Here is a 24,345-nt window from a genome sequence, read left to right on the forward strand (position 1 = left end):
CCTTCTTTAGCTGCTTTTTTGTCTGCGCCACATTTACCTTCGCCGCACTTGCCTTCTTTAGCTGCTTTTTTGTCTGCGCCGCATTTACCTTCGCCACATTTGCCTTCTTTTTCGGCTTTTTTATCGCCGCCGCATTTACCTTCACCACATTTACCTTCTGCGGCATCTAGTTGATAGCCTGCTTGCATTTGCTGAAATTCAAATGGGTTTGCACTAGCATCAGTGGCTGCAAAACTTGACGCACCTACTACAACCGCACCTAATGTTAATGCAATTGAATTTTTCTTAACTGTGTTCATTCGATGACTCTCTTTTTTATAAAGGGTTATTAAACAAGACCCGAGAACTAAAAATTACTTTCAAAATTTTTATAATTATTTTCTGAAACTACCAAGAATGCAAATTACGATTTATAAAACAATCCAGAACAGCTAGAATACGCGTCCTAATTTTTGATGAGTTAACAGGTATCATGCGACTAGTTTTAGCACCGATGGAAGGCGTTGTGGATTTTAAAATGCGACAACTCCTAACTGATTTAGGTGGATTTGATTTATGCGTAACAGAGTTTGTTCGTGTCGTTGAAGACACACTGCCCGAACGCGTGTTTCATCGCTATTGTCCTGAGCTAAAAACAGGTGGCTATACTCGTGCAGGTACGCCAGTGCGTATTCAGTTGCTAGGTCAAGTTGGCGATGCTTTGGCAGCAAATGCCGTCAAAGCAATACGCCTAGGCTCCCATGGCATCGACTTAAATTTTGGTTGCCCAGCAAAAACAGTGAACAAAAGTAAAGGTGGTGCGGTACTGTTAAAAGACCCTGAACACATGTACGAAATTATTAAAGCCGTACGTGATGCTGTTGACCCTTGCCATGAAGTTAGTGCCAAAATTAGGCTTGGTTTTGATGATGATAGTAATAGCCAAGAAATTGTTGATGCTGTTGTTAGCGCGGGTGCTTCAAGTCTTGCTATTCATGCCAGAACTAAAAGAGATGGTTACAACCCACCGGCATACTGGGAGAAAATCCCGCCGTTGATCAAAGATAAAAATATTTTGGTCGTTGCTAACGGTGAAATTTGGCAAGTTGAAGATGCCATGCTTTGTCAAAAGCGCAGTCATTGCCAAGACCTAATGCTTGGTCGTGGTGCATTAGCGATGCCTGATTTAGCAAAACAAATAAAATCTCATGCAGAAAACGAGCATTACACTCCGATGTTATGGGAGCATGTGATATACCACATTATTCATTCATCTATGCATCAAGACGAGAGCAAATGTGAAAAGTATTTTGCTTCTCGTACTAAGCAGTGGCTCGGCTATTTAAAACGCCAATATCCACAAGCTAACGCACTTTTTGATGAGATCCGCCGTCTAAAAGCCAAAGACGAAGTAGCAGATGTACTAAGAAAGTACGCGAAAGCGCCGAGTATTGATACAAATCATAATTAGCAAATAGATTTTGTTTGATAATACCAGTATTGCCCACTTGGAAGAAAAGCGATGAACAATACTGAAATTCAAACAAAGTTATCTGCAGAACTTGCGCAGGTTAGACAACGTTTACTCGATATGCTGGCTAATTCTGATCAAGCCTATCATCAGCAACTGCTATCGCAACTCAAGGATAATCCCCCTTCAGACTGGTTAGAGATGACAGCAAATAATCTCGGTTCTGAGTATCAAATATTGATTGCTCGAATAGAAAAGTTAGAAGCAGCACTATGCCAAATCGATATTGGGCAGTATGGCTATTGCTGTGATTGTGAAGAAAAAATTGATGACGAACGTTTACTTGCAGATCCTGCAAGCCAACGCTGTCGACGTTGCGCTCCATAGAGCGCAGCGCTGTACTAATTTATAAAAATAAAGCTCATCGCAGGATAAAGCACGATATCCTCAATTAACCAATCAGCTTGCTGCTGATCTACACCTAAACGCTTCATCAAGCTAACACGTGCTTGTTGTTCACTCCACGTGTGATAATGAATACCTAAGTCAGTTTCCATCATAACTTGCCAGAAGTATTGCTCGCCTTGTGTTAATTTACGCTTACTTTTGAGCGGGTCGAGATAATCAAGCTGCCAATCAAGGCCTGTGTGCTGATGACTTTCTACAAAATAATTCATTACTAATGGTTTAGCGTGAGAGTCTGATACAGGTAAGACAAAATCTGCTCTCTGCGATTGCTTTAACGAAGCCTGTATCTCACTTAACCAATTTAAAGGTGGCTTAGTTTCACCACTAAAGTAATTAAGTTTACTTTGATACCAATCTTTACCGTTTGCCAAACCAACTAAACCAAGTTTTGTACGCGGTTTATACTGAGTTAAATATTGATTAAGTTTGTTTAGTGCTGCTTGTACACTGTCATCGCTATTATCAAGGTGCGATTTGACCATATTATGTAAAAGCGTTAATTCGATTTTATTTAATTTCAGATTGCTTTGCTCAGCTGCAATTAACTGTGTTTCAACTAACTCTAGCCAGTTAGCTAATGCATTTTCTGAGTAGTCATCTAATGAACGAGCTTGGCTAATAACATCACGTTGTACAGGCCATACAAAGTAACGCTCAGGATAACGCTCTGCAATAATTAAATAATTTAATTGCGCCTGTTGTGACACACCTAACTGAGTCGCTTTTAGTCCTTGATAGGCTTGATGACGCGCTTGCAAATAACTTTCTGAGAAAGGCCAGCTAGCAGCTTCACTTTGCTGTTCTTGAGTCGATAATAAATTATTAATAGTTTGCAGCGCTTGCTGCCCTTCACTAAATGTTTTGAAACCTGATGTTTGCTCAGAGCAAGCAATCAGCATCACACTTGCGACAACTAATAATACGATCTGTCTTAGCATTTTAAAATTCCATAAAAAAAGCCCCAGAGGGGCTTTTTAATTTAAAACAACATCAATTAGATTTTTACACCGTTACGAGCGGCTTTATCTTTGATGAAGGTTGACCAGCTCTTCGCGAAACGACGCGTGCGCGGATCATCCATTGCTTTAGTGATAGCGTTGTAAGCTTGCTTGTACTTCTCTTGGTAGTAGTAAGCTTCAGCTAAATCAGAGTAGATAGTTCCTTTTTTGTCAGAACCTAACTCTAATGCCTTGTTCAAACGAACAACGGCTGCACTATAGTTTTGCGATTGTAAAAGTAATGAACCAGCTTTGCGATAAAGCTCTGCATCGTCATCAAATTTAGCCGCTTCTTCATAGTATTTAGCTGCTTTTTCAATATCTTTTGAGCGGTGGTAGTTAGATGCCACTGCACTGATATTTTGCTTGTTACGCTTAACTTTTTCTTCGTTGATTGCCTTTTCAAGCACGACTGCTGCTTTGTAAGGAATATCATTTAACGAATAGAAGTTAGAAAGTACTTTGTATTCAACTTCGTTTTCAAAAAAGCCATTTTTGTAGGCAACTTCCATGGTCGCTAGACCTTTTTTGAAGTCTTCGGTTTGTAGGTAATATTTACCTAAACCAACCCAGGCTTTTTTGTCTTCAGGCCAAACACGAACAATTTCTTCAGCTACTTCTACCATGTTTTGATACTGTTTAAGTTCAAAATAGGCAGCTAGCTTTAATTGGTAAGAAGCTTTAGCAGGTTCTTTTGCCAATTCGATTGCTTTGTCTGCAGCAGGAAGTACGTCTTTGTAAAGTTTTAACTCGTAGTTTGCTTGCGCAATACGTGTATAAACTTTGTCGTCTTCCTCACCTGTGAAGTCCATCCAAGCTGCATAAGCTTCTTTTGCTTTTGCATATTGCTCAGTACCCGCGTACATATCACCTAGAAGTTTTAGGCCTTGCTCTTGGTCAGCAAAGTTTAAAACGTCAGGCTTAACTGCCGCTGAGATGTGCTTAATTGCCAATTGGTACTGCTCTTTTTGAGCGTACATTTGACCTAAGTAACGATCGACTGTGGCCTTATCGAATTCATCCGAAGGATCAATTTCTTTAAGTAGTGCAATCGCTTCGTCAAGCTTATCTTCATTGTACAAGTCAAACGCTTTAATAACTTTCTTACCAACGCGCTCGCCCATTACTTTAGTTTTTGCTTTTTTACGCGCTTCAATCTTCGCGTAATCTGGCGCCGCTAAAGCAGGTGCAGTAAAAGCTACACCTGATAGAGACATAAGAAGCGCAAGTGCAGTTACTTTAGATAAATTTCTCATTACTCGCCTCCTTAGTTACCTTGGTTAAGTTTAAAGTCTAGTTGTACTTGAAGACCAAATTGCTTTTGTGGTTTACCGTCAATTACTTTTGGACGGTACTTCCACTTACGTAGCGCACGTTTAGCTTCGCGGTCGAAGATACGTTTAGGATCTGCATCGATCACTTTAACATCTTCTACACCACCTACTTCATTGATAGTAAATGAAAGTTGTACCCAACCTTCTTTACCGTCACGCGCTGCTTGCGTAGGGTATTTTGGTTCAATACGAACGATAGGTGTAGCATCACCATCACGTCCAAATGCACCTGGACCACTTAAGCCACCGGCTGTGCTACCCACATCGATGCTTGGCATATTAAATGACAAACCACCAGTGTTTGGGTTGCTGTTCTCCGGCTGAGGCGGCTGCGGTTTAGGCGGCTGCTTTGGCGGTGGCGGAGGCGGAGGCGGAACACGCTTCCTCTCCTGCACCTTAGATTCAGGCGGATTCGTCATAATTTCGACTACAATCTGTTCTTTTTGTTCAGTCGCACGGTCAGCTCCACCGGAGATGAGGTACGCCATGAAGTAGAACAAGCCGAAAGTAACTGCCCCACCTGCAATCAGTGAAAACAGAAAACGAATCATTACTGATCTCCAGCTATTGAAATTCTTAGGTTATCACCCGTTGCTTTAATCTGGTCCATAACTTTAACCACTACGCCGTGTTTTGCTTCTTTATCAGCTTGCAAAATTACAACTTCAGTAGGTTGTTCTGCTAATAAACTTTCGATTTTTGCTGAAACACGTTCAACATCAACTTGTTGTTTATCAATCCAGATTGCACCATCAGCACGGATAGCAACAAAAATGTTTGCATTTTTTTGCTTCGTAGCTTGGGCCGCTTTAGGTTTATTGACTTCGATACCAGCCTCTTTAACGAACGATGTAGTTACGATAAAGAAAATAAGCATGATAAATACGATGTCAAGCATTGGCGTCATGTCAACCGCTGCTTCTTCTTCTTCACGAAAACGTTGTTTACGTGCCATATTTAATTCTCTCTCTAGTGATGAGGCATGCTATCTACAAGTTTAGCTTTCGCCATTCTCGCTCTCGCTTCTAAACGTGAGCTAAAGAATACTCCAGATAGTGCCGCAACCATTCCAGCCATTGTTGGGATTGTTGCCATTGAAATACCTGATGCCATTAAACGTGCGTTACCAGTACCTTGAGTAGCCATGGTTTCGAAAACCGCGATCATACCCGTTACAGTACCTAATAAGCCGATTAAAGGACAAACAGCTACTAATGTCTTAATCAACAACATACGCTGATCTAATTTTTCAGACGCTTCAGAAATCCATGCTTCACGGATTCTGTGTGCGTACCAAGACGTAGTGTCTTGGCGGGCATCCCACTTAGCTACGATGTTCTTCGTCATACGAGGAAACTCAGCTAGTAGGAACCAATAGCGCTCAATCATTAAAACCCACATAAGAAAGAGTGCTATCGCGACCACGTATAATACCTGGCCGCCTGTGCCAACAAAATCCCTGATAGATTCCCAGATCTCCATCAGGACTAGCATTAGGCTTTCTCCTTCTCCGCGTGAGCAGCAATGATACCTGCGCTTTGCTCATCAAGGACATGTAAAACCGACTTACTACGACCTGCAACAATTGAGTGAAGTAGGATAAGTGGTAGAGCTGCAATTAGACCTAACGCTGTAGTAACAAGTGCTAGAGAGATATTACCAGCCATGATCTTCGGATCACCTGTACCGAACAATGTGATTGTTTGGAACGTAAGGATCATACCGATTACCGTACCTAGTAGACCTAGTAATGGAGCGATTGCTGCCAAGATCTTGATGATGTTGATACCAGCTTCGATGCGAGGCGTTTCACGTAGAATTGCTTCGTCAAGTTTAAGCTCAAGGTTTTCAACGTCTTGATTCTTGTTGTCAGCGTAAACCTTAAGAATACGACCCAGTGGGTTGTTTGTATTCGGAGTAGAAAGGTTCTTAAGCTGGCTCTTAATCTTAGTGCTAGTAAGCGCAAGATCAATAAAGCGAACGATGAAGATTAGTAAACCAACAGCTAGTAATAGCGTGATGATGTAACCTACTTCAGCACCTTGCTCGTAGTATTCCATTAGTGATTTTTTCTGCGTGTTGATACGTAAGATTGCGCCACGAGTCGGGTCGATAAATACGCCTGTGTAGTTATCTGCAGAAGTGTTTTGTAAATCACTGATACCAGAAAGGATGTAGCTATCAGGTTGTTTACCTAATGGTTGAATCGCTTTAGTTTCTGGAGAGTAGATTAAATAACCGTCGTCAGTAACTAAGTTGAAGTTACCGATACGAGTTACTTTCTTCACAGAAGATGAACCGTCAAGACCTGCAACTTCAGTTTCGAAAGTTGAAACTTTAGCTGACTCTGTCATTTCTGTTTGAAGTGCAATCCAAAGCTCTTCTAATTCACGAACAGTTGGAAGCTCTTTTGCAGCAGCCAGTGAACGAAGTACTTCAGCACGTCCAGGCTTTTCAGCAGATACTAGTGATGCTTCGATAGTACCGATTGCATCAGCTGCAGAACGACGAACAACACCGAACATTTCGCCTAATGTACCTTGTGCATTAAGAAGCTCTTGCTCTTTTTCTGCTAGAGTATTTTCGTTTTGCGCATACTCTTTAGATAAACGGTCACCACGTGCTTTTTCAGCAGCTAGGTCACTTTTTGCTTTGTTAAGTAACGCTTGCTTGTCAGCACGAGCTGAAAGGAACTCTTGTTCACGTTGCTTGTTTAATTTACCTTCAGAGATACGTTCTTGCTTAACTTGCTCAAGAATTTTGTCTAAAGCACCAGTATTTGCATGTGCATTAAGCGCGGTACCTGCAGAAACAGATAGTACTGCTGCAACAGCAAAACCTTTAAATAGTTTCTTCATTATTGATTACTCCGCGCCAAAAATTGGTAGTTTAACAAGTTCTAATGTCGCTTGTTTACGTGCCATACGAATAACTTCTTTAACAGGTTTTAGGTATTCTTCACCTAATTCTTTCCACTGTTTAGTGTTGTTATCCCAAACCCACGCGTGCTTAAGGTCAAATGACTGAGCTACGTAAGTGATACGACCTAAACGACCGAAGTCAACGTTGATGCTCTTGCCATCAATTTCAAGAGTACCTTGAGAAGCTGTTACAGCTGAGCTGTATGCTGCTTCTACAGTATATGCTTCTAGAACTTGGCGGAATTTTTCAGATGTAGTAACTGAAGCTGACGCCATGATGTCACGAAGTCTTTCAACACGTCCAAGACGAGTCTCTAGATTGAACGGAACGTCCGCTTTGATGAATTGCTCAAGCGTATCGATCATGCGATACATCAAAGGCACAACGTTTTGTTTCGTGTTATCGATAGTTGCGATTTGACGGTCAAACGATTCGATTGAAGCGTTTTGGTCAGCGACCAAACGTGCTACGTGATCGTTATAAACCTTCATTAGCTCAGTTTCGTCAACAATGCTACGGTACTCAGCGATTAGCTCTTGAGTTTGACCATATACATTGTCAATTTTAGTTTGAGACTTAACAGCAGCCTTTTGAATTTGTTGACCTGCATTTTGCACATCTTTCAAAGGATCTGCAATCACATTGCTGCTTGCAAATGCAAAAGCGCCAACCAACGCTGATGCTACAAGACTCTTTCTGATTTTAACAGACATAGTTCCCAACCAATTAAGTAATGTTACTTTTATAATTTAATTACCCTCCTAAGAGGACAACCCTGATATCTTTTAATAGATATCAACTTTCCAATAATGCTAAATGCATCAGAGTCTGTCAACTTGATGTTCGGCTTTCATCGGAAAAATTTGGTGACTCGTCGTTGCCATGAAAATAGCCAAAACAACAAATTAACAAAAATATAACAGAGATATTAAAGATACACTTCTATAGCCCTTTACTGGCAAACATTGCATTCATGTGCGGTTCAACCTTAAACATAAATGTAACATTTTATGAAATCTGAAAACGCTGAAGAAAAATGAAAAAAAAATTCACTTTGTTCATCTAAAAAATCTGTTTTGAAGAATTTTTATGCACTCACTACATCTAACCGCTCAATAAGCAGCCAAATCAGACACTAAACACAAGAATGAGAGAGTTGAAATCTCTCACCGCTACGGGTGAGAGAGTTAAAATACGGCGCGGTCTTTAACTAGCTTAGCGAGTGAAATAATTGAATCAACTTCAAGTTTTTCAAATATTTTCGCTTTGTATGTACTTACCGTTTTATTACTGATGAAAAGTTTTTCACCAATATCTTTGTTTGATAAGCCTTGTAGTAGATAATTCATCACTGCGAGTTCACGTTCAGTGAGTAACTCGTCTATGTCTTTTTCAGACGCTATTAGGTGCTCTTGTGGAAAGAAAGTATAGCCACGCAAAATCATTTCAACTGCAGAGGAGATATCTTCAAGGCTTTCGGCCTTGTTAACAAATCCTTGAGCACCTAGCTTTGCTGCAGTGCGAATAATGTGCTTGTCTTGCTTAGCAGATAAAAACAATACTTTGCCAGTAAACCCACTACTGACTGCGCGCTTATATAAACTAAAGCCATCTGAGTCTTCTAACTCAATGTCTAAAATTGCCAACGCTACATTATTACTTTTTAAAAACTGCAATGCTTCCTTTTGACTTCCAACAGCTTGTACTTCATTAACTAGTGTAGACTTAGCGAGTACCATTTTAATTGCTGTTGCCACCATCGGGTGGTCGTCTACCAAAAGTATATTGTTTCCTATGCTCATCGATTAGCAAACCTTCATTATATTTCATCAAACAAGTATAAGTTACTCAGCATTTATTCCACATGTGGATAATTTAAGTTTAGCGGGTTATTTCTAGATTGGTGAAAAATAACTATAAACTTTTTTAGCTGCTCACTTTCGAGTTCGATCAAAACTACAAACTAAACATAACGGGTGATGTCATGTTAAATAAATCCTATCGGTACAGCATATAATACTTTAGTTATGGAGAGTAGCTTTTAGGGCATAGAATGCGAAGTTCTAGCTTATTGGCTGATTAATTTAGTCTTAAACAATGCCTTTGGAGGAATATAATTTCGGTACAGTTTATGACTATTTATAGAGAATTAAAACTTGGGGTTTGGCAGGAGATAAAAATGAATTTTTGGTGAAACAGAAACTGTTTCACCAAAATGCTTAGGTTCGCATAATTAATTATGCTACTTCTACGTTCTCAGCTTCAGGGCCTTTTTGACCTTGTTTGATGCCGAAAGATACTTGCTGACCTTCGCTTAGAGTGCGGAAGCCTGTACCTGTGATAGCGCTGAAGTGTACAAATACATCAGGGCCATTTTCTTGTTCAATGAAACCGAAGCCTTTAGCTTCGTTGAAGAACTTAACTTTACCAGTAACCGTGTTTGACATACCAAATTTTCCTGTAAGTCAATTATTAAAATTCAGCCATAATGGCTCTATCCTCCCTGAGTGAATGCCCAAAAAACTTGGGGTAAAGTACAGGAAGAACCAATAACCAAACCGGTAACCGTACAGCCGCACATTATCCGTAAATTCAATACGCAAAAACTCAAAGCAATTTAAGACTAACACATTAAATTGCTTTTAGCTCTATTAATCGAAAATAATTTTAAGGTCAACTGCCTAAACAAAAATATATGACAGTACTATTTATAAACAATTAATTATCAATGAAAAAAGCCCATCAAATAGATGGGCTTTTAATTCTCAATTTATAGCTTGCTAAAACTTACTTAACTTGCCAATCCATTTGCGCCTCTGCTTTGATTGGCACTACTTCTGAATCGCCTAGTTTATAGCTTGCTGGCACTGTCCAGCTCTCTTTTACCAATGTAATGGTATCTTGGTTTCGAGGCATACCGTAAAAGTCAGGGCCAAAGTGGCTCGCGAAACCTTCTAGCTTGTCTAAAGCACCTGCTTCTTCAAACGCTTCAGCATAAAGCTCAATAGCTGCGTGAGCAGTATAAGCCCCTGCACAACCACAGGCTGCTTCTTTTTTGTCTTTGTAATGTGGTGCAGAATCAGTACCTAAGAAGAACTTTTTGCTACCACTTGTTGCAGCACCAATTAGGGCTTGCTGGTGAATGTTGCGCTTTAAAATAGGTAAGCAGTAATAATGCGGGCGAATACCACCTGCTAGCATATGATTACGGTTATAAAGAAGGTGATGAGCAGTAATCGTTGCAGCAACATTTTCTGGTGCATTATTAACAAACTCTACTGCATCTTTCGTCGTGATGTGCTCAAGCACAATTTTAAGACTCGGGAAGTCATTTACCACGTCCGCTAGAATTGTTTCTAGGAATTCCTTCTCACGGTCAAAAATATCAATTGATGAATCGGTTACTTCACCATGCACTAGCAGCAACATACCTACTTCTTGCATTGCCTCAAGTACAGGGTAAATGTTTTTGATTGAGGTTACACCCGAATCTGAGTTAGTAGTCGCACCAGCTGGGTACAGCTTAGCAGCAACAATTTTACCTGTTGCTTTAGCTTTTTTGATTTCTTCTGGTGTAGTTTTGTCTGTAAGGTAAAGCACCATTAATGGTTCAAAGTTACCTTGTGGGCCCGCAGCTTTAATTCGCTCGTAGTAAGATAACGCAGTGTCTGTGCAGGTTGCCGGTGGAACAAGGTTCGGCATGATGATCGCGCGACCCATGTAACGGCTAGCATCACGAACGGTATCAACGAGTTGCTCGCCATCACGTAAATGAATGTGCCAATCATCAGGGCGTGTAATTGTTAGAGTTTGCATCGAATTTAAATCTGACATTGCTTGTTTCCACGGCTAAAGTTAGGGGGATAGCGTAAACATTGAGCAAATAACCTCGCTTATTTACCCAAGTTCATATTCAGGTGCCTAGTTTACACCAGTTCCAGTTTTTTTTGAAAATAACTTTGTGGATAGTTTGATAGTAGGTTAACGTAATAAATTAATACAACATTTCGGTTACCTTTTATTCTATGCCTAAGAGTTTAGACGCTGCTTTTGCACTTGAGGTCAAAACAGACCAACTACATATTATTAATCAGTTCTCATCATCTGTGATGCAATTAGACACAGTTGAAGAATTGTTAGAGTATGTCACGTCAGAAGTGGTAAGCCGCCTAGGTTTTATAGAGTGTGTTATTTATCTAGCCGATGATAAAACTCGCATCCTCAAAGAAATGGCGTCTATTGGCACAGCAAGCAGCCACGATACTTACCATATCGATCGTACAGAAATCAGCTTTGATCAAGGTATTACTGGATATGTCGCTAGCACTGGTAAACCGTTAATGATTGGCGATGTCAGTGAAGATCCGCGTTACATAGCAGATTCTCGCCCTGCTCTTTCTGAGCTTTGCGTACCATTAGTTTATAAAGAAAAAGTACTGGGTGTTATTGACTGTGAGCATCCGCAAAAAGATTACTACAACGACGCCCATTTAGAGATTTTATCAACTGTGGCACATCTATTAAGCGCCAAGATAAATCAGGTTCGCACCGTAGAAGACTTACAGCAAACTGTGATGCAGTTAAACGATGCACAAAAACTAGAACGCTCTATGCTGCAAATAGCCAATCTAACCTATCAATCGAGCGAGCTAGATAGTTTCTTTGAATCTTTACACAGTATTATCACCTCTTTACTTAGAGCAGATAACTTCTTCATTGGCCTGTATGATAAGCAGCTCGATGTGCTTGATTTGGTGTACATTATCGAAGAAGGCGTGCGTTCTAACGCTCATAAAAAAATATCAAAAGAACAATTAAAAGATACTGCATCTTATTACTTATTAAATATCGACCAATCCTTACTTTTTACGAAAGAAGAATTTCAACAGCACATTGATGCGGGTCATTTTAAAATGGTTGGTCGCCAGGCCGAGTCTTGGCTTGGTGTGCCATTTAAAGTAAATGAGCGTATAAGCGGTGTTATCGCCGTACAAAGTTACAGTAAAAGTTATCATTACAACGAGCATGACCGCGCCTTACTAACATATGTAAGCCGCCAAATTAGTATGGCAATAGACCGTCAATTATCAAGACAAGAGCTTGAGCACCGCGCTCTTCACGACGAATTAACTGGCCTTGCTAATCGCTCGTTATTAATTGAGCGTATTAAACATGCAATCCTTCGCCTTGCAAGAGCTGATAAGCACAATCAACATGCCCTGCTCTACCTAGATTTTGACCGCTTTAAGAGTATCAATGACTCATTAGGTCACGAGGTTGGCGACCACTTTTTGGTAAAAATCTGTGAGTTGATCTTAGGTACAATCCGCAATACCGATACCTTTGCCCGTTTAGGGGGTGATGAGTTTGCTATTCTTATGGAAAACATCACTGATAAACAACAAATTAATGACGCCCTAGTGCGCATTCAACAGGTTCTCGCTGAACCTCTCAATATTGACGGCCACCTTTTACAAGCATCTACCAGTATCGGTGTTGCGTTTTGTGAGAGTAGTAACGATAAAGCTTATAAACTACTACAGCATGCTGATGCTGCAATGTACGAGGCAAAGTCGTCCGGTCGTGGCAAAGTTAAGTTTTTCAACAATACCATGCGTAAAAAACTTAAAAATCATGCGGATATAGAAAATGATTTACAACATGGTATTGAGCATGACGATTTTGAGCTCTACTACCAGCCAATTTTTACCATTCAAGATGCACAGGTTGTTGGCTTTGAGGCGCTTGTGCGTTGGCACCACCCAAGTAAAGGCTTTGTCTCGCCAAATGATTTTATTCCCGTTGCAGAAGACACCGGCCAGATTATTAATCTAGACTTACATTTGCTTGAGCTTGCTGCAAAGCAAATCGCAAAGTGGACAAGTGAAGGAAAAGCATTTGGCCGCATTACTGTGAATGTTTCATCGCGTCATTTTGCGAGCCTCGATTTTGTAGCTCAAATACACTCCTTATACAAACAATATAAATTGCCACTTGGCTCACTATGCTTAGAGATCACAGAATCTGGCCTTATTGGTAATTTAGAGCTGGCTACAAAAATTATAAAAGGCCTTGAGCCTCTTGAAGTAAAACTGTGTTTAGATGATTTTGGTACTGGCTACTCAGCGCTTGGTTATTTACATCAATTACCGATTCACATAATGAAAATTGATAAAAGTTTCATTGACCATTTAAACAAAGCGCATAACCCCTTAGTTGATGCCATTTTATCATTAGCACAATCGTTAAAACTTGATGTCGTTGCTGAAGGGATTGAAACAGAAAAACAATTGGCAATCTTAAAACAAACTCAATGTAAGTTTGGTCAAGGCTTCTTAAAAGCGAAACCCATGCCAGCCAGCGAAGCAGAAAAAGTCATTACTCACGGCCTATAATGCTAATATAAAAAAGCCTTGCAAATGCAAGGCTTAGTTTGTTTATACTTTACAAAAAGTTACAGCTCGCCGGGTGCAAAGTTATCAACGGCTATCGCTTTTTTCCGTAGCTCATTGGCTTGATTCATGCGCTCTGCTACCGCTTCATTAATTAAGTTTTTCTCTGCTGCTGCGGCAATTGCGCCCTCAAGTTCAAGATTTTTGGCAATAGTGCCTTCTTTTTGCCATTTACGAAGCTGCTTAAAGTCTTCATGGGTATCAATCATGGCTAAAAAGGCATTTTCCATGACACCAGTCCCTGCATTTTCATCGACATAACAAAGGTGGGTTAATCTGTCTCTAAAGACCCCTGGTTTGCTCATGTGCTCACACATTGTTTGGGCCAACTCATCACTTGGACGGTGGTAGTGATTACCTAGTGGGAACACAATACGTTTTAGTAAAAAATTAACCACAGGATTAGAGAAGTTTTTAAAGAAGCCGTCAAATGCCTGACCAATGCAGAATAACGAATGCTCAACGGCATATTGCACAAATGGTAGGTCAGCTTGCTGACGCCCTTCATCTTCGTAGCGTTTCAATACACATGAAGCAAGATACAAATGGCTAAGCACATCACCTAAACGTGCCGAAATCATCTCTTTGCGTTTTAACTCACCACCTAATACTAGCATCGCAACATCAGTACAAAATGCTAAACCACGACTCATGCGGCTTAACTGTTTGTAGTAAACAGTAGTTGCGCCACATACAGGGGCTTTAGCGAAGTAACTGCGTGTTAAACCGTGCACAAATGCCATACCAGCATTACTACCTGCAAATAAAATATGTTGCAGTAGTAATGAGTCAAATTCTTTTAAGGCAACATCATGGTCTTCCATTGCTGCTGCTTCCATTTCTTTTAAAACAAACGGATGACAACGAGTTGCACCTTGACCAAAGATCATCAAATTACGAGTAAGAATATTTGCACCTTCAACGGTAATCGATACCGGGATCCCCATATAGCCATGGGCTAAATAGTTATTCGGACCAACTTGAATACCTTTACCAGAATGAATGTCCATAGCGTCATTCATTACTGTACGGCCCATTTCAGTCATATGGTACTTAGCTATAGCGGTAACCACAGACGGGCTCAATTTTAAGTCAATCGCTCCTGCAGTCATTAGCCTTGCTGATTCTAAGGTGTAAGTTAATCCACCAATACGTGCCAATGCCTCTTGGACACCCTCAAATTGGCCAATCGACACACCAAATTGTTGGCGTACGGTTGCATAGGCTGATGTCATTCTTGAAGCCAAATGGCCAGTTGCTGTACTAAGTGCCGGTAACGAAATACCTCGACCTGCACTTAAACATTCAACTAACATGCGCCAGCCTCGACCAGCGCCCTTTTCGCCACCGATGATCCAATCAAGTGGAATAAACACATCTTTACCGTATGTTGTGCCATTCATAAATGCCATGTTTAAAGGGTAATGACGCTCACCTGTTTGTACACCTTCGTGATCAGTTGGAATAAGCGCACATGTAATGCCAAGCTCTTTTTTATCACCTAATAAGCCCTCAGGATCGTACATTTTAAATGCAAGACCCAGCACTGTGGCAATTGGCGCAAGGGTGATATAACGTTTTGACCAGTTAAGCTTTAAACCAATCACTTCTTCACCGTTATGCATACCCTTACAAACCACCCCTGTATCAGGAATACTGCCTGCATCAGACCCAGCCTCAGGGCCCGTCAATGCAAAACAAGGCACATCATCCCCCTTAGCTAGGCTTGGTAACCAACGCTCTTGTTGCTCGGTAGTACCATAATGAAGGAGTAATTCACCTGGACCTAAGCTATTGGGCACCATAACTGTGACCGCTGCGGTTAAGCTCTTAGTGGCGATTTTCGAAACGATGGTTGAGTTTGCAATCGCCGAAAACTCGCGACCACCAAATTTTTCAGGAATGATTAACGCAAAAAAACCTTCTTTTTTTAAGTAGTCCCACACTTCTTTTGGTAGGTCTTTATCTTTTTGCACAATTTGATAATCATCAAGCATGGCTAACAAGGTTTCGACTTGCTCGCCCATAAATACGCGTTCTTTTTCGCTAAGTTCAGGCTTAGGAAAACGATGCAGTTTTTGCCAATCTGGGTTACCACTGAATAATTCCCCATCCCACCAAACATCACCCGCTTCCATGGCGTCACGTTCTGTTTGCGATAACGGCGGCAAAACTTTTTTAAACATACTAAACGTAGGTCGTGTGACAAGATTGATGCGAATGTCTTTCACAGCAAAAATTACAATCACAGCAACCAGTAACAGAATGATTACGGTCGTCATTGAGCAATCCTTTTATTTTATTTAACTGCTTCAAGTATGACTGATCGTGCCATAAATACAACGTAAGCAGCTCTTACTTAGGTTGTTTTCAACTAGGCAGTTTGTTGTTTACTAAGACACTGCTATTATGCATGGGCAATAAATAACAATAAACTTCTAGGGAACGTTATGAAAAAGACTCCATTTAAGCTCAGCATCAGCGCGCTTATGGTCACAAGTGCACTTGCACTTACAGGCTGTAATGATGACGCTGCGAGCAATAAAACAACGACTGCTGAAGTCAAAACAAGCCAAGTAACCGCACAAGATGCCGATAAATTTATCGCCGCTACTGAAAAAGAATTAAGCGCGCTTTATTTAGAAGCAAGCCGTGCTGAGTGGATTTATGCCAACTTCATTACCCATGATACTGCTGAACTATCTGCTGAAGTAAATCGCAAGATGACCGAAGCCGTTGTTCGCCTTGCTAATGAAGCTGCAAAATTCGATAGTTTAGAGCTTGATTACGATGCGCGTCGTAAACTCGATAAACTTAAACTAGCGCTTACCTTACCTGCACCACAAGATGCTGAAAAAACAGCTAAGCTCTCACAGCTAGTAGCTGAGCTAGGGGGTATTTATGGCAAAGGTAAATACTGTAAAGAAGATGGTAGCTGTTTAAGCCTTGGCGACATGACTGCCAAAATGGCAACGAGCCGTGATTACAATGAATTGCTTGATTTATGGCAAGGTTGGCGTCAAGTTTCAAAACCTATGCGCCCGCTTTATGAGCAACAAGTTGCACTCACCAATGAAGGTGCAAAAGAGCTAGGTTATGCAGATACAGGTGCTATGTGGCGTAGTAAATACGACATGCCAGCCGATGATTTTGCAAAAGAACTCGACCGTATTTGGGGCCAAGTTAAACCGCTTTATGATTCATTACATTGTCATGTTCGTGCCAAGCTAGGTGAAAAATATGGCGAAGATAAAGTACCACAAGACCAGCCTATCCCTGCACACCTACTGGGTAATATGTGGGCACAAACGTGGGGTAACATTTACGATGTTGTTGCACCAGAAAATGCCGATCCTGGTTATGACGTAACAGAACTATTAGCTGAGCACGATTACAACGAACTTAAAATGGTACGTGGCGCTGAGAAGTTCTTCACCTCAATGGGTTTTGCGCCATTGCCAGATACCTTCTATGAGCGCTCACTATTCACTAAACCACAAGATCGTGACGTACAGTGCCATGCGTCAGCTTGGAATATCGATAGCAAAGACGACCTACGTATTAAGATGTGTATTCAACGCACAGGTGAAGAATTCTCTGTTATTCACCATGAGTTAGGTCATAACTTCTATCAACGCGCGTACAACACGCAGCCTATTTATTATCAAGAAAGTGCGAACGATGGTTTCCACGAAGCGATTGGTGACACCATTGCTCTTTCTGTAACGCCGGGTTATTTAAAAGAAATTGGTTTATTAGACGAAGTGCCTGATGAATCTAAAGATATTGGCCTGTTAATGAAAATGGCATTAGACAAAGTAGCATTTATTCCATTTGGTTTATTAGTAGACCAATGGCGTTGGAAAGTTTTCTCAGGTGAAGTAACACCAGAGAACTACAACAAAGCGTGGTGGGAATTACGTGAAAAATACCAAGGTGTACAAGCGCCTATCGCACGTAGCGAAGCAGACTTTGATCCAGGCGCCAAGTATCACGTACCAGGCAACACGCCTTACACTCGTTATTTCTTAGCGCACATTTTACAATTCGACTTCCACAGAAGTTTATGTGAAATTGCCGGTAACGAAGAAGCGATTCACCGTTGTTCTGTATACAACTCTACTGAGGCGGGTGAAAAACTAAATGCAATGTTAGAAATGGGCTCAAGCCGCCCATGGCAAGAAGCTCTTGCGACGATCACTGGTAAAGAAGAAATGGATGCAACAGCAATCTTAGATTACTTTGCACCGTTACAAAAATACCTTGATGAGCAAAATGAAGGCCGCCAGTGCGGTTGGTAATATAAAAACGAAAAAGCCCGCATAATGCGGGCTTTTTTATATCATCAAATTAATGATTAAAACTGTAAGCTTACGTTTGCAAAGTATGCATCGTAGTCTGAGTCATCCCAGTTGTTTGCATAACCTGCTTTTAAACCAACGTTTTTGTTAAAGAAGTGCTGTGCACCAAAGCTGTAATCATCTTCTTTATTAAACGTTACAAATGCTGACGTTGCTTTAGAGAAGTAGTAGTTAGAACCTAGTTCCCAAGAGCTACCGCTATCGTCTGTATCAGAAATTGTACCTTCAATTGTTAGGTAGTTACCTTGTTGAAGATCCATGAAGTATTTTGCATTTACTGCACGGTAATCAAACTCATCGTCAGCTGTGAATGTGAAACCTAAGTAATCAGTGCTGTTAAGCTGGTGATTGTATTTAAGGTCGAACATTACAGTGTTATCACCGTCTTCTACGTCGATAAATGTCGCTTTAAGAAGAAGGTTAGGATTAAAGAAGTAACCTGCAGACACATTGAATAAATCAGTATCTGAACCGTAATCGTAGTTGCTGTAACCCGCACCAAATACAAAATCTTGTACGAAGTATTCACCACCGATGTTAGTTACATCACCAAAGTCATCATCAGCGTACGAACCAAACACGTTAGTTGTTCTGTTGATGTATTCAAACTGGTCGTATGGACCCATTGTTTTCTTTGGCGCGAAGTAATACGTTGAATCAACACTTACTGTGTCGTTGCCATCGGTGTCCATGTATCCTAAATGGCTGATTGATTGGTAACTATCCGCAGCAGTCGCGGCAGTTGACAGAAGCATACTCGAAATAATAACTGCTAACTTTTTCATAAACAGATTTCCCTATTAACATTGTTTCATTGCTGTTGAAAACTAGCCTGATGGCTAAGTTGGGCACATGCTAACGTGAGAAAACTGAATGGAAACTTAACTAAGCATTTGTTTTTACTTGATTAATTGTAATAAAGTGTCGGCAAATGTAAAGAAAAAGTTGGCCGAAACTTGCGTCTCTAAGCCAACTTATAGTGAAAAAATAAAGCTTGTCAGTACCTTATAAAGCAAATTCGCTTATAATTCTATAAACCTCATTAATGTTATCTCCTGCTTTAAAGTCTTTGCTGATTGGCGTTGGATCTGAACCAACCCAAATTTTTAGTTCAGCATCAAGGTCAAAATGCCCAGCACTTTCTTTACTAAACTTAGTAATTTTTGAGTAAGCAATACTCAGCATCTCAACTTTAGAACCAGTAACACCTTGTTTATCAATAATAATTAATCTTTTATTGGTAAAGATGAACATATCACGAATGACTTTATAGGCTTTTTGTACTGTTTCACCATCAATCAGGGTATTAGCAAGCAGCTCTTCTAAATCATCGTTATCGACTTCACTTGCGTTACCCATTAATCCGCTTAATAGACCCATAGTTAGCTCTCCTTATGAAAAATTTGGTTTTCGAGTGTGTGACCATTTACCAGTTGACGATACTGCCAACCTTGTTGATAACAAAAGTGTAGAAGATTGATATCAAAAGGCTCAGCGGTTTTTTCAAACTCGATCACATATTCTTTTGCTTGGCTCATATAAACATGATGTACATGGGCAAGGCCAGCAAGCTTTGCTTCTACATCATCATATTGTTGATTTAACTGCAGCGTAATAAAGTGTTTATTATCCTGCGTGCTAGAACGGGCTTGATGCTCACTTAACACCCCTTTATCGAGGTGTAAAACCCCAGAGCATAATCGCTCAAGCTCAGTTAAGTCATGGGAGCTTAAAATAAATGTTGCTTCGTTACTTAAAGAACTTACCAGCTCCCTTACCTCACGAGCATGAATTGGATCAAGGCCTGCAGTTGCTTCATCAAGCATCACTATTTCAGGTGAACCAATTAATGCCTGTGCAATCGTTACTCGCTTACGCATACCATGAGAAAGGTCATCCGGTCGCTGCTTAGCCACTTCTGACAAACCAACGAGCTCTAAAACACGAGCCGTTTCTTTTTTACGAACTGCACCACTTAGCCCTTGTAATTGACCATAAAAGTTAAGTTGATGCGCAATACTAAAACGAGGATCAAGCTGAGCATCTTGCGGTAACGCGGTTAGCTTGCCAAATAACGCAGCGCTGCCTGGGGTATGCCCCATTACCGATAGCTTTCCTGAACTTGGTAATATATAGCCACATAACAAACTGAATAACGTTGTTTTACCTGCACCATTAGGACCAACTAGCGCAACCGGTGCCCCTTTGTTTATCTCAAAGCTAACGTTATCGAGCGCTCGTTTAGCCCCGTAGCTTTTTGACAAGCCTTGTGCTTGAATTAAAACGGTCATAATGAGCTCCTCGCAAAAATTCGTTCACCAGCAACCAGTAGCACTGCCGTTTGTAAAAGTGGTAAACCTAGAGCCAATGTGACACCTGCACGCTGACCTGCCATTAAATCAAGTTGATAGCCCGGAAATATGTAATTTAAAACCTCAAATGCAGGCCATTGCCATGTTAGTAAGCCAATCACAATATTACCGCCAGCAAAGAACAAAATAGCCAAAACAAACGCAAGACGCGATGAACGGGCAAATGTATTCAAAAAGCTCATCAAAGCAATAAATGGCATAACTGCAACAAGCAAATAAAATAACAACATAAAGCTTCGCGATAAGCCAGAAAGCAGCAAACTTGGCTCACGATAGCCAAGCATTGCAACCGTTGCCATCAAGGTAACAAACAACAATGCTGCTAAAATGAGTAGCTGCCCTAAAAAGCGGCCAATAATAATTTCTGAACGAGTAGCTCTAAGTGATAAAAAGCGTAACGTACCTCGCTGTCTATCCCCCACTGTTTGGTCACTGCATAAAAACAAACAAAAGCTTGGGAAACTAAATAAAGCAATCAGCCAATAAACGGCAAGTTCAGATTCAGGCCAATCAAGTAATTTACTGATGCCAATGGCGCCAAATGCTTGTCTTGCAAAGTCGGCAAAATCAGGTGAGCTAATCAAGGTCACAGATTGGGCAATGGGATAGCGTAAAATAAGTAGCCAACAAATGGCAAAAGCGGCAACCGCCAACAAACCACGTTTGGTCAGAAATAGTCGTACTAGCTCAAATTGGGCAATTTGTGCAAGACGTTTAGGATGTAACTGCGTCACTCATAATCCTTAATGAATTTTATTATTAGAATTACACTAAGTTGAAACAGCTTGAATTACCAGAAAAAAAAGACCCGACAAGCGGGTCTTATGTAACAAAGTATAAACTTTTAACCTAGAGGTGGCTTTCGTACACTGCAAGCGCTTGGTCAAGGTCGGCTAGTAAATCAGCCACATCTTCAAGACCAATGTGTAGCCTTATTACCGGACCTTGCGACCAACCTGTTTCAGAGCGAAGCCCTTTCATGCTCAGGTTTGCTGTGACTAAACTCTCATAACCACCCCAAGAAAATCCCATTTTAAAATGGTGCAAGCTATCTAAAAACGCATCAATCGCTTGTTGATTTCCCTGCTTCATTACAAATGAAAATAAGCCGTTACTGCCATCAAAGTCTCGCTTAAAGAACTCATGACCCGGGCACGTTGCAAAAGCAGGATGGCGAATATGATCAACCAATGGGTGTGTTTCAAGCCATTTAGCTACTTCGATGGCGGCTTGTTCATGCTGTTTTAAACGCACAGCCATAGTACGCAGACCACGTAGCGCTAAATAAGCATCATCAGCAGAGGTACATTGCCCAAGTAGGTATGAATTTTCTCTAAGGGTTGGCCAATACTTTTTATTGGCAACCGCCACCCCCATCATCACATCTGAGTGACCAACTATATATTTTGTCGCTGCTTGAATACTAATATCTACGCCATGCTCAAGCGGTCTAAAATGCAGACCATTCCCCCAGGTGTTATCTAGCATGGTCATTACACCGCGCTCATTTGCCTTTGCAACCATGGCTGGCACATCTTGCACTTCCATAGTGATTGAGCCAGGTGATTCTAAAAACAATACGCGAGTGTTATCTTTAATAAGCTCACTAATCCCTGCACCAATTCCCGGCGGGTAATAAGTTGTTTCAATTCCTAATCCAGCCAGTATTTTGTCGCAAAAATCACGGGTCGGCTCGTAAGCGGTATCCACCATTAAAATATGATCGCCCGTTTTCACAAACGATAGCAGCGCATTGCTTATTGCAGCCGCACCTGATGGATATAGCGCACAGCCTTCGCCGCCTTCTAGCTCTGCAATTGCTTCTTGAAGAGCAAAGTGTGTCGTCGTACCGCGGCGGCCATAAAATAAAGTTTTGTCGCCTCGTTTCTTCGCCGCTGCTTTTAAATCAGCCACTGAATCGAATACTACCGTTGATGCACGTTGCACCACTGGGTTCACAACCCCTTGTGTGTACGCTTTTTTACGCCCTGCAGAGACGATTTGGGTATTTTTATTTGTCTTTGTCATAATTTGTCCAAGCTGTGCTTTACAGGTTGCGCCAGTGCTCAACCAAAAATCGAGAAATAGAATCTTGTCGGGTTAGTTTAAGATGACTGCCCTGCTCATGCCATTGGCCGAATTCATTAAGTTCAGCACGGCTAAACCATCTTGCATCGTCTAACTCGTCTTTATCTACCTGAATATCTTCTGAGACCGCTGTAGCCATAAAGCCAAACATAATTGATGATGGAAATGGCCAAGGCTGTGAAGCGATATATTGAATATCTGTCACCGCAACACCGGCTTCTTCCATGACTTCGCGGGCAACGGCCTGCTCTAGTGTTTCACCTGGGTCTACAAAACCAGCAAGAGTTGAAAAAACACCTTCAGGCCAGCTTGCTTGACGGCCTAACAAGCAGCGCTCAACCCCATCTGAAAAGGTTTTAGTAACGATCATAATCACCGCAGGATCGGTTCGCGGAAAGGTTTGATGCTGGCAAGTTTGGTTCTCACATAATCGTGAATGCCCAGCTTCAACCATATTATTTTCATGACCACAACGGCCACAAAACCGGTGCGTTGCATGCCAAAAACACAAGCCCCTTGCCAGTGCGGCAATCGAACCTTGTTTTAACTCAACTTGTGGGCCTAACTTGCGAATATCTACAAATTCAGCGCCATTGAGCATAGGCTCAATAAGTGAATCTGGAACATGGCTGACGTCTAAAGCAAAATGAGCCACATCATGGTCGTCTAAACCCAATAAAATACTTTTTGATAAATCGAGATGATCCACTTGAGATAAGCGTAAATAACACACTTCAGGACTGTCTTTAACAAATAAACTTTGATTGTTATTGACCAATAACCAGCGACTCTGAGAATTCATTTGAGCCTTTAACCACTTTGGATCTTTACGACGATTTGATGCACGATCCAATGGCATTTGAGAGTAATTCAGCATGGCATTCCTTGAAAATAGTTTACTCGCTAAAACTACCATAAGCGGATGATAAACCCAATTTATTACAGGCATAAAAAAAGCCCAAACTGGGCTTTTTTATTCTCTCTCACAATTTTACAAGGTCGCTAGGTGCGCTTGTAGTTTTTGGTTCTCAGCTTCAATATGCTGATAGAACTCTAAATCTTCTAATTTACTCGCTGCAGCTTTATCAATGATGATCACCGCATCTTTATGAAGTTGCAGTGCTGAAGCTGGGCATTTAGCCATTAACGGGCCTTCTACCATGGCATGAACGGCATCAGCTTTACTTGCACCGGTTGCTAAAAGCACTACTTTTTTGGCTTCTAAAATAGTGCCAATACCCATAGTGATTGATAAATGCGGTTGATACTCACCCTCAGCAAAAAATCGCGCATTGTCTTCAATTGTCGCTTTGGTCAGTGTTTTAACACGGGTGCGTGATGTCAAACCAGATGAAGGTTCGTTAAAGCCAATATGACCATTACGGCCAATACCAAGTAGTTGTACGTCAACACCACCAGCCGCTGTGATTTTTTGCTCATATTCATTACAAGCAACAAGCGGGTTTACTGCATCACCCGGCGGTACATGGGTGTTTTGTTTATCGATATCAACATGGTTAAATAGCTGTTCATTCATAAAGTAACGATAACTTTGTGGATGCTCGCCAGTTAAACCTAAGTATTCATCTAAGTTAAATGTTGTCGCTTGGCTAAACGAAATATCGCCAGCTTTATTTTTTTCAATCAGTTGTTGATACAAAGCAACAGGTGTTGACCCTGTGGCAAGACCAAGTACTGAGGCTGGTTTTTTTAGTAATTGTTTCGCAAAGATGTTGGCACCATACGCTGCAACTTGGGCTGCATCATCAAGAATCACTATTTGCATATCGATTAGCTCTAATTATAAGTTGGAAAAAAATGGGACCTAAAACCCAACCCCACGTGCAATCGAGCTGGGTTTTAGATCAAACCACTGCCAGGATACGATGCAGTAGCTATA

General features: G+C 41.0%; 22 protein-coding genes and 1 pseudogene. 4 read left to right on the plus strand and 19 right to left on the minus strand.

Annotated elements, in window-relative coordinates:
- Nucleotides 1-299: pseudogene (locus tag MTF66_RS06965) on the minus strand (hypothetical protein); the annotation flags it as partial.
- A gap of 173 nt (nucleotides 300-472) precedes the next feature.
- Here MTF66_RS06965 and MTF66_RS06970 point away from each other — a divergent pair.
- Nucleotides 473-1,450, plus strand: coding sequence for a tRNA-dihydrouridine synthase (locus MTF66_RS06970; RefSeq protein WP_248526868.1), 978 nt, complete (start codon nucleotides 473-475; stop codon nucleotides 1,448-1,450).
- 51 nt (nucleotides 1,451-1,501) lie between these two features.
- Complete coding sequence (locus tag MTF66_RS06975; protein ID WP_248526869.1) at nucleotides 1,502-1,837, plus strand: TraR/DksA C4-type zinc finger protein; 336 nt, start codon at nucleotides 1,502-1,504, stop codon at nucleotides 1,835-1,837.
- A 14-nt stretch (nucleotides 1,838-1,851) separates the two neighbouring features.
- Here MTF66_RS06975 and MTF66_RS06980 read toward each other — a convergent pair whose 3' ends face one another.
- From MTF66_RS06980 to pyrC, 10 genes are all read right to left on the minus strand, one after another.
- Nucleotides 1,852-2,856 (minus strand): hypothetical protein, encoded by a 1,005-nt coding sequence (locus tag MTF66_RS06980; protein WP_248526870.1) that lies wholly within the window; start codon nucleotides 2,854-2,856, stop codon nucleotides 1,852-1,854.
- 56 nt (nucleotides 2,857-2,912) lie between these two features.
- The gene (locus MTF66_RS06985; RefSeq protein ID WP_058585245.1) at nucleotides 2,913-4,172 is read right to left on the minus strand and encodes a tetratricopeptide repeat protein; all 1,260 of its coding nucleotides are present in this window, start codon (nucleotides 4,170-4,172) and stop codon (nucleotides 2,913-2,915) included.
- An 11-nt stretch (nucleotides 4,173-4,183) separates the two neighbouring features.
- Nucleotides 4,184-4,801, minus strand: coding sequence for an energy transducer TonB (locus MTF66_RS06990; RefSeq protein WP_248526871.1), 618 nt, complete (start codon nucleotides 4,799-4,801; stop codon nucleotides 4,184-4,186).
- Nucleotides 4,801-5,205 (minus strand): biopolymer transporter ExbD, encoded by a 405-nt coding sequence (locus tag MTF66_RS06995; protein WP_058585247.1) that lies wholly within the window; start codon nucleotides 5,203-5,205, stop codon nucleotides 4,801-4,803. Before MTF66_RS06995 ends, MTF66_RS06990 begins: the two co-directional genes overlap by 1 nt.
- A gap of 14 nt (nucleotides 5,206-5,219) precedes the next feature.
- Entirely contained in the window at nucleotides 5,220-5,744 is a 525-nt protein-coding gene (locus MTF66_RS07000) for a MotA/TolQ/ExbB proton channel family protein (protein ID WP_058585248.1), read from the minus strand.
- Entirely contained in the window at nucleotides 5,744-7,108 is a 1,365-nt protein-coding gene (locus tag MTF66_RS07005) for a MotA/TolQ/ExbB proton channel family protein (RefSeq protein ID WP_058585249.1), read from the minus strand. The genes MTF66_RS07000 and MTF66_RS07005 overlap by 1 nt, the downstream gene beginning before the upstream one ends.
- 6 nt (nucleotides 7,109-7,114) lie before the next feature.
- Nucleotides 7,115-7,885: a DUF3450 domain-containing protein gene (locus MTF66_RS07010; protein WP_058585250.1), complete on the minus strand. Its 771-nt coding sequence runs from the start codon at nucleotides 7,883-7,885 to the stop codon at nucleotides 7,115-7,117.
- A 474-nt stretch (nucleotides 7,886-8,359) separates the two neighbouring features.
- Nucleotides 8,360-8,974: a response regulator transcription factor gene (locus MTF66_RS07015; RefSeq protein WP_063705929.1), complete on the minus strand. Its 615-nt coding sequence runs from the start codon at nucleotides 8,972-8,974 to the stop codon at nucleotides 8,360-8,362.
- 435 nt (nucleotides 8,975-9,409) lie between these two features.
- Nucleotides 9,410-9,619, minus strand: a complete 210-nt coding sequence (locus MTF66_RS07020) for a cold-shock protein (RefSeq protein ID WP_036967526.1) — start codon at nucleotides 9,617-9,619, stop codon at nucleotides 9,410-9,412.
- A gap of 340 nt (nucleotides 9,620-9,959) precedes the next feature.
- Nucleotides 9,960-11,006, minus strand: a complete 1,047-nt coding sequence (gene pyrC, locus MTF66_RS07025) for a dihydroorotase (RefSeq protein ID WP_248526872.1) — start codon at nucleotides 11,004-11,006, stop codon at nucleotides 9,960-9,962.
- Between the two features lie 191 nt (nucleotides 11,007-11,197).
- On the opposite strand from pyrC, the gene MTF66_RS07030 reads away from it, so the two are divergent.
- Nucleotides 11,198-13,567 carry an EAL domain-containing protein gene (locus MTF66_RS07030; protein ID WP_248526873.1) on the plus strand — a complete coding sequence of 790 codons (2,370 nt, stop codon included), beginning with the start codon at nucleotides 11,198-11,200 and terminating at the stop codon, nucleotides 13,565-13,567.
- A gap of 59 nt (nucleotides 13,568-13,626) precedes the next feature.
- On the opposite strand, the gene MTF66_RS07035 is transcribed toward MTF66_RS07030, so the two are convergent.
- Nucleotides 13,627-15,906 (minus strand): acyl-CoA dehydrogenase, encoded by a 2,280-nt coding sequence (locus tag MTF66_RS07035; RefSeq protein ID WP_248526874.1) that lies wholly within the window; start codon nucleotides 15,904-15,906, stop codon nucleotides 13,627-13,629.
- Between the two features lie 168 nt (nucleotides 15,907-16,074).
- On the opposite strand from MTF66_RS07035, the gene MTF66_RS07040 reads away from it, so the two are divergent.
- Nucleotides 16,075-17,925 (plus strand): M2 family metallopeptidase, encoded by a 1,851-nt coding sequence (locus MTF66_RS07040; RefSeq protein WP_248526875.1) that lies wholly within the window; start codon nucleotides 16,075-16,077, stop codon nucleotides 17,923-17,925.
- Between the two features lie 56 nt (nucleotides 17,926-17,981).
- On the opposite strand, the gene MTF66_RS07045 is transcribed toward MTF66_RS07040, so the two are convergent.
- From MTF66_RS07045 to nagB, 7 genes are all read right to left on the minus strand, one after another.
- Nucleotides 17,982-18,770, minus strand: a complete 789-nt coding sequence (locus tag MTF66_RS07045; RefSeq protein WP_062564210.1) for a putative porin — start codon at nucleotides 18,768-18,770, stop codon at nucleotides 17,982-17,984.
- Nucleotides 18,771-18,990: 220 nt separating this feature from the next.
- Nucleotides 18,991-19,365 (minus strand): PH domain-containing protein, encoded by a 375-nt coding sequence (locus MTF66_RS07050; protein WP_054561750.1) that lies wholly within the window; start codon nucleotides 19,363-19,365, stop codon nucleotides 18,991-18,993.
- A gap of 2 nt (nucleotides 19,366-19,367) precedes the next feature.
- Entirely contained in the window at nucleotides 19,368-20,276 is a 909-nt protein-coding gene (locus MTF66_RS07055) for an ABC transporter ATP-binding protein (RefSeq protein ID WP_248526876.1), read from the minus strand.
- Nucleotides 20,273-21,091, minus strand: a complete 819-nt coding sequence (locus tag MTF66_RS07060) for an ABC transporter permease (protein ID WP_054551569.1) — start codon at nucleotides 21,089-21,091, stop codon at nucleotides 20,273-20,275. The genes MTF66_RS07055 and MTF66_RS07060 overlap by 4 nt, the downstream gene beginning before the upstream one ends.
- Nucleotides 21,092-21,206: 115 nt before the next feature.
- Nucleotides 21,207-22,385 (minus strand): cystathionine beta-lyase, encoded by a 1,179-nt coding sequence (locus tag MTF66_RS07065; protein WP_054551570.1) that lies wholly within the window; start codon nucleotides 22,383-22,385, stop codon nucleotides 21,207-21,209.
- A 19-nt stretch (nucleotides 22,386-22,404) separates the two neighbouring features.
- Nucleotides 22,405-23,322: an NAD(+) diphosphatase gene (gene nudC, locus MTF66_RS07070; RefSeq protein WP_248526877.1), complete on the minus strand. Its 918-nt coding sequence runs from the start codon at nucleotides 23,320-23,322 to the stop codon at nucleotides 22,405-22,407.
- 114 nt (nucleotides 23,323-23,436) lie between these two features.
- A complete protein-coding gene (nagB, locus tag MTF66_RS07075; protein ID WP_248526878.1) occupies nucleotides 23,437-24,231 on the minus strand; it encodes a glucosamine-6-phosphate deaminase in 795 nt (264 codons plus the stop codon).
- Between the last annotated feature and the right edge of the window lie 114 nt (nucleotides 24,232-24,345).

Source organism: Pseudoalteromonas sp. 2CM39R (assembly GCF_023161845.1).

Excerpts from the sequence above, each read along its gene's own strand:
- MTF66_RS06970 (WP_248526868.1), top strand. The coding sequence starts at position 473 with ATGCGACTAGTTTTAGCACCGATGGAAGGCGTTGTGGATTTTAAAATG.
- MTF66_RS06975 (WP_248526869.1), top strand. The coding sequence starts at position 1,502 with ATGAACAATACTGAAATTCAAACAAAGTTATCTGCAGAACTTGCGCAG.
- MTF66_RS06980 (WP_248526870.1), bottom strand. The coding sequence starts at position 2,856 with ATGCTAAGACAGATCGTATTATTAGTTGTCGCAAGTGTGATGCTGATT.
- MTF66_RS06985 (WP_058585245.1), bottom strand. The coding sequence starts at position 4,172 with ATGAGAAATTTATCTAAAGTAACTGCACTTGCGCTTCTTATGTCTCTA.
- MTF66_RS06990 (WP_248526871.1), bottom strand. The coding sequence starts at position 4,801 with ATGATTCGTTTTCTGTTTTCACTGATTGCAGGTGGGGCAGTTACTTTC.
- MTF66_RS06995 (WP_058585247.1), bottom strand. The coding sequence starts at position 5,205 with ATGGCACGTAAACAACGTTTTCGTGAAGAAGAAGAAGCAGCGGTTGAC.
- MTF66_RS07000 (WP_058585248.1), bottom strand. The coding sequence starts at position 5,744 with ATGCTAGTCCTGATGGAGATCTGGGAATCTATCAGGGATTTTGTTGGC.
- MTF66_RS07005 (WP_058585249.1), bottom strand. The coding sequence starts at position 7,108 with ATGAAGAAACTATTTAAAGGTTTTGCTGTTGCAGCAGTACTATCTGTT.
- MTF66_RS07010 (WP_058585250.1), bottom strand. The coding sequence starts at position 7,885 with ATGTCTGTTAAAATCAGAAAGAGTCTTGTAGCATCAGCGTTGGTTGGC.
- MTF66_RS07015 (WP_063705929.1), bottom strand. The coding sequence starts at position 8,974 with ATGAGCATAGGAAACAATATACTTTTGGTAGACGACCACCCGATGGTG.
- MTF66_RS07020 (WP_036967526.1), bottom strand. The coding sequence starts at position 9,619 with ATGTCAAACACGGTTACTGGTAAAGTTAAGTTCTTCAACGAAGCTAAA.
- pyrC (WP_248526872.1), bottom strand. The coding sequence starts at position 11,006 with ATGTCAGATTTAAATTCGATGCAAACTCTAACAATTACACGCCCTGAT.
- MTF66_RS07030 (WP_248526873.1), top strand. The coding sequence starts at position 11,198 with ATGCCTAAGAGTTTAGACGCTGCTTTTGCACTTGAGGTCAAAACAGAC.
- MTF66_RS07035 (WP_248526874.1), bottom strand. The coding sequence starts at position 15,906 with ATGACGACCGTAATCATTCTGTTACTGGTTGCTGTGATTGTAATTTTT.
- MTF66_RS07040 (WP_248526875.1), top strand. The coding sequence starts at position 16,075 with ATGAAAAAGACTCCATTTAAGCTCAGCATCAGCGCGCTTATGGTCACA.
- MTF66_RS07045 (WP_062564210.1), bottom strand. The coding sequence starts at position 18,770 with ATGAAAAAGTTAGCAGTTATTATTTCGAGTATGCTTCTGTCAACTGCC.
- MTF66_RS07050 (WP_054561750.1), bottom strand. The coding sequence starts at position 19,365 with ATGGGTCTATTAAGCGGATTAATGGGTAACGCAAGTGAAGTCGATAAC.
- MTF66_RS07055 (WP_248526876.1), bottom strand. The coding sequence starts at position 20,276 with ATGACCGTTTTAATTCAAGCACAAGGCTTGTCAAAAAGCTACGGGGCT.
- MTF66_RS07065 (WP_054551570.1), bottom strand. The coding sequence starts at position 22,385 with ATGACAAAGACAAATAAAAATACCCAAATCGTCTCTGCAGGGCGTAAA.
- nudC (WP_248526877.1), bottom strand. The coding sequence starts at position 23,322 with ATGCTGAATTACTCTCAAATGCCATTGGATCGTGCATCAAATCGTCGT.
- nagB (WP_248526878.1), bottom strand. The coding sequence starts at position 24,231 with ATGCAAATAGTGATTCTTGATGATGCAGCCCAAGTTGCAGCGTATGGT.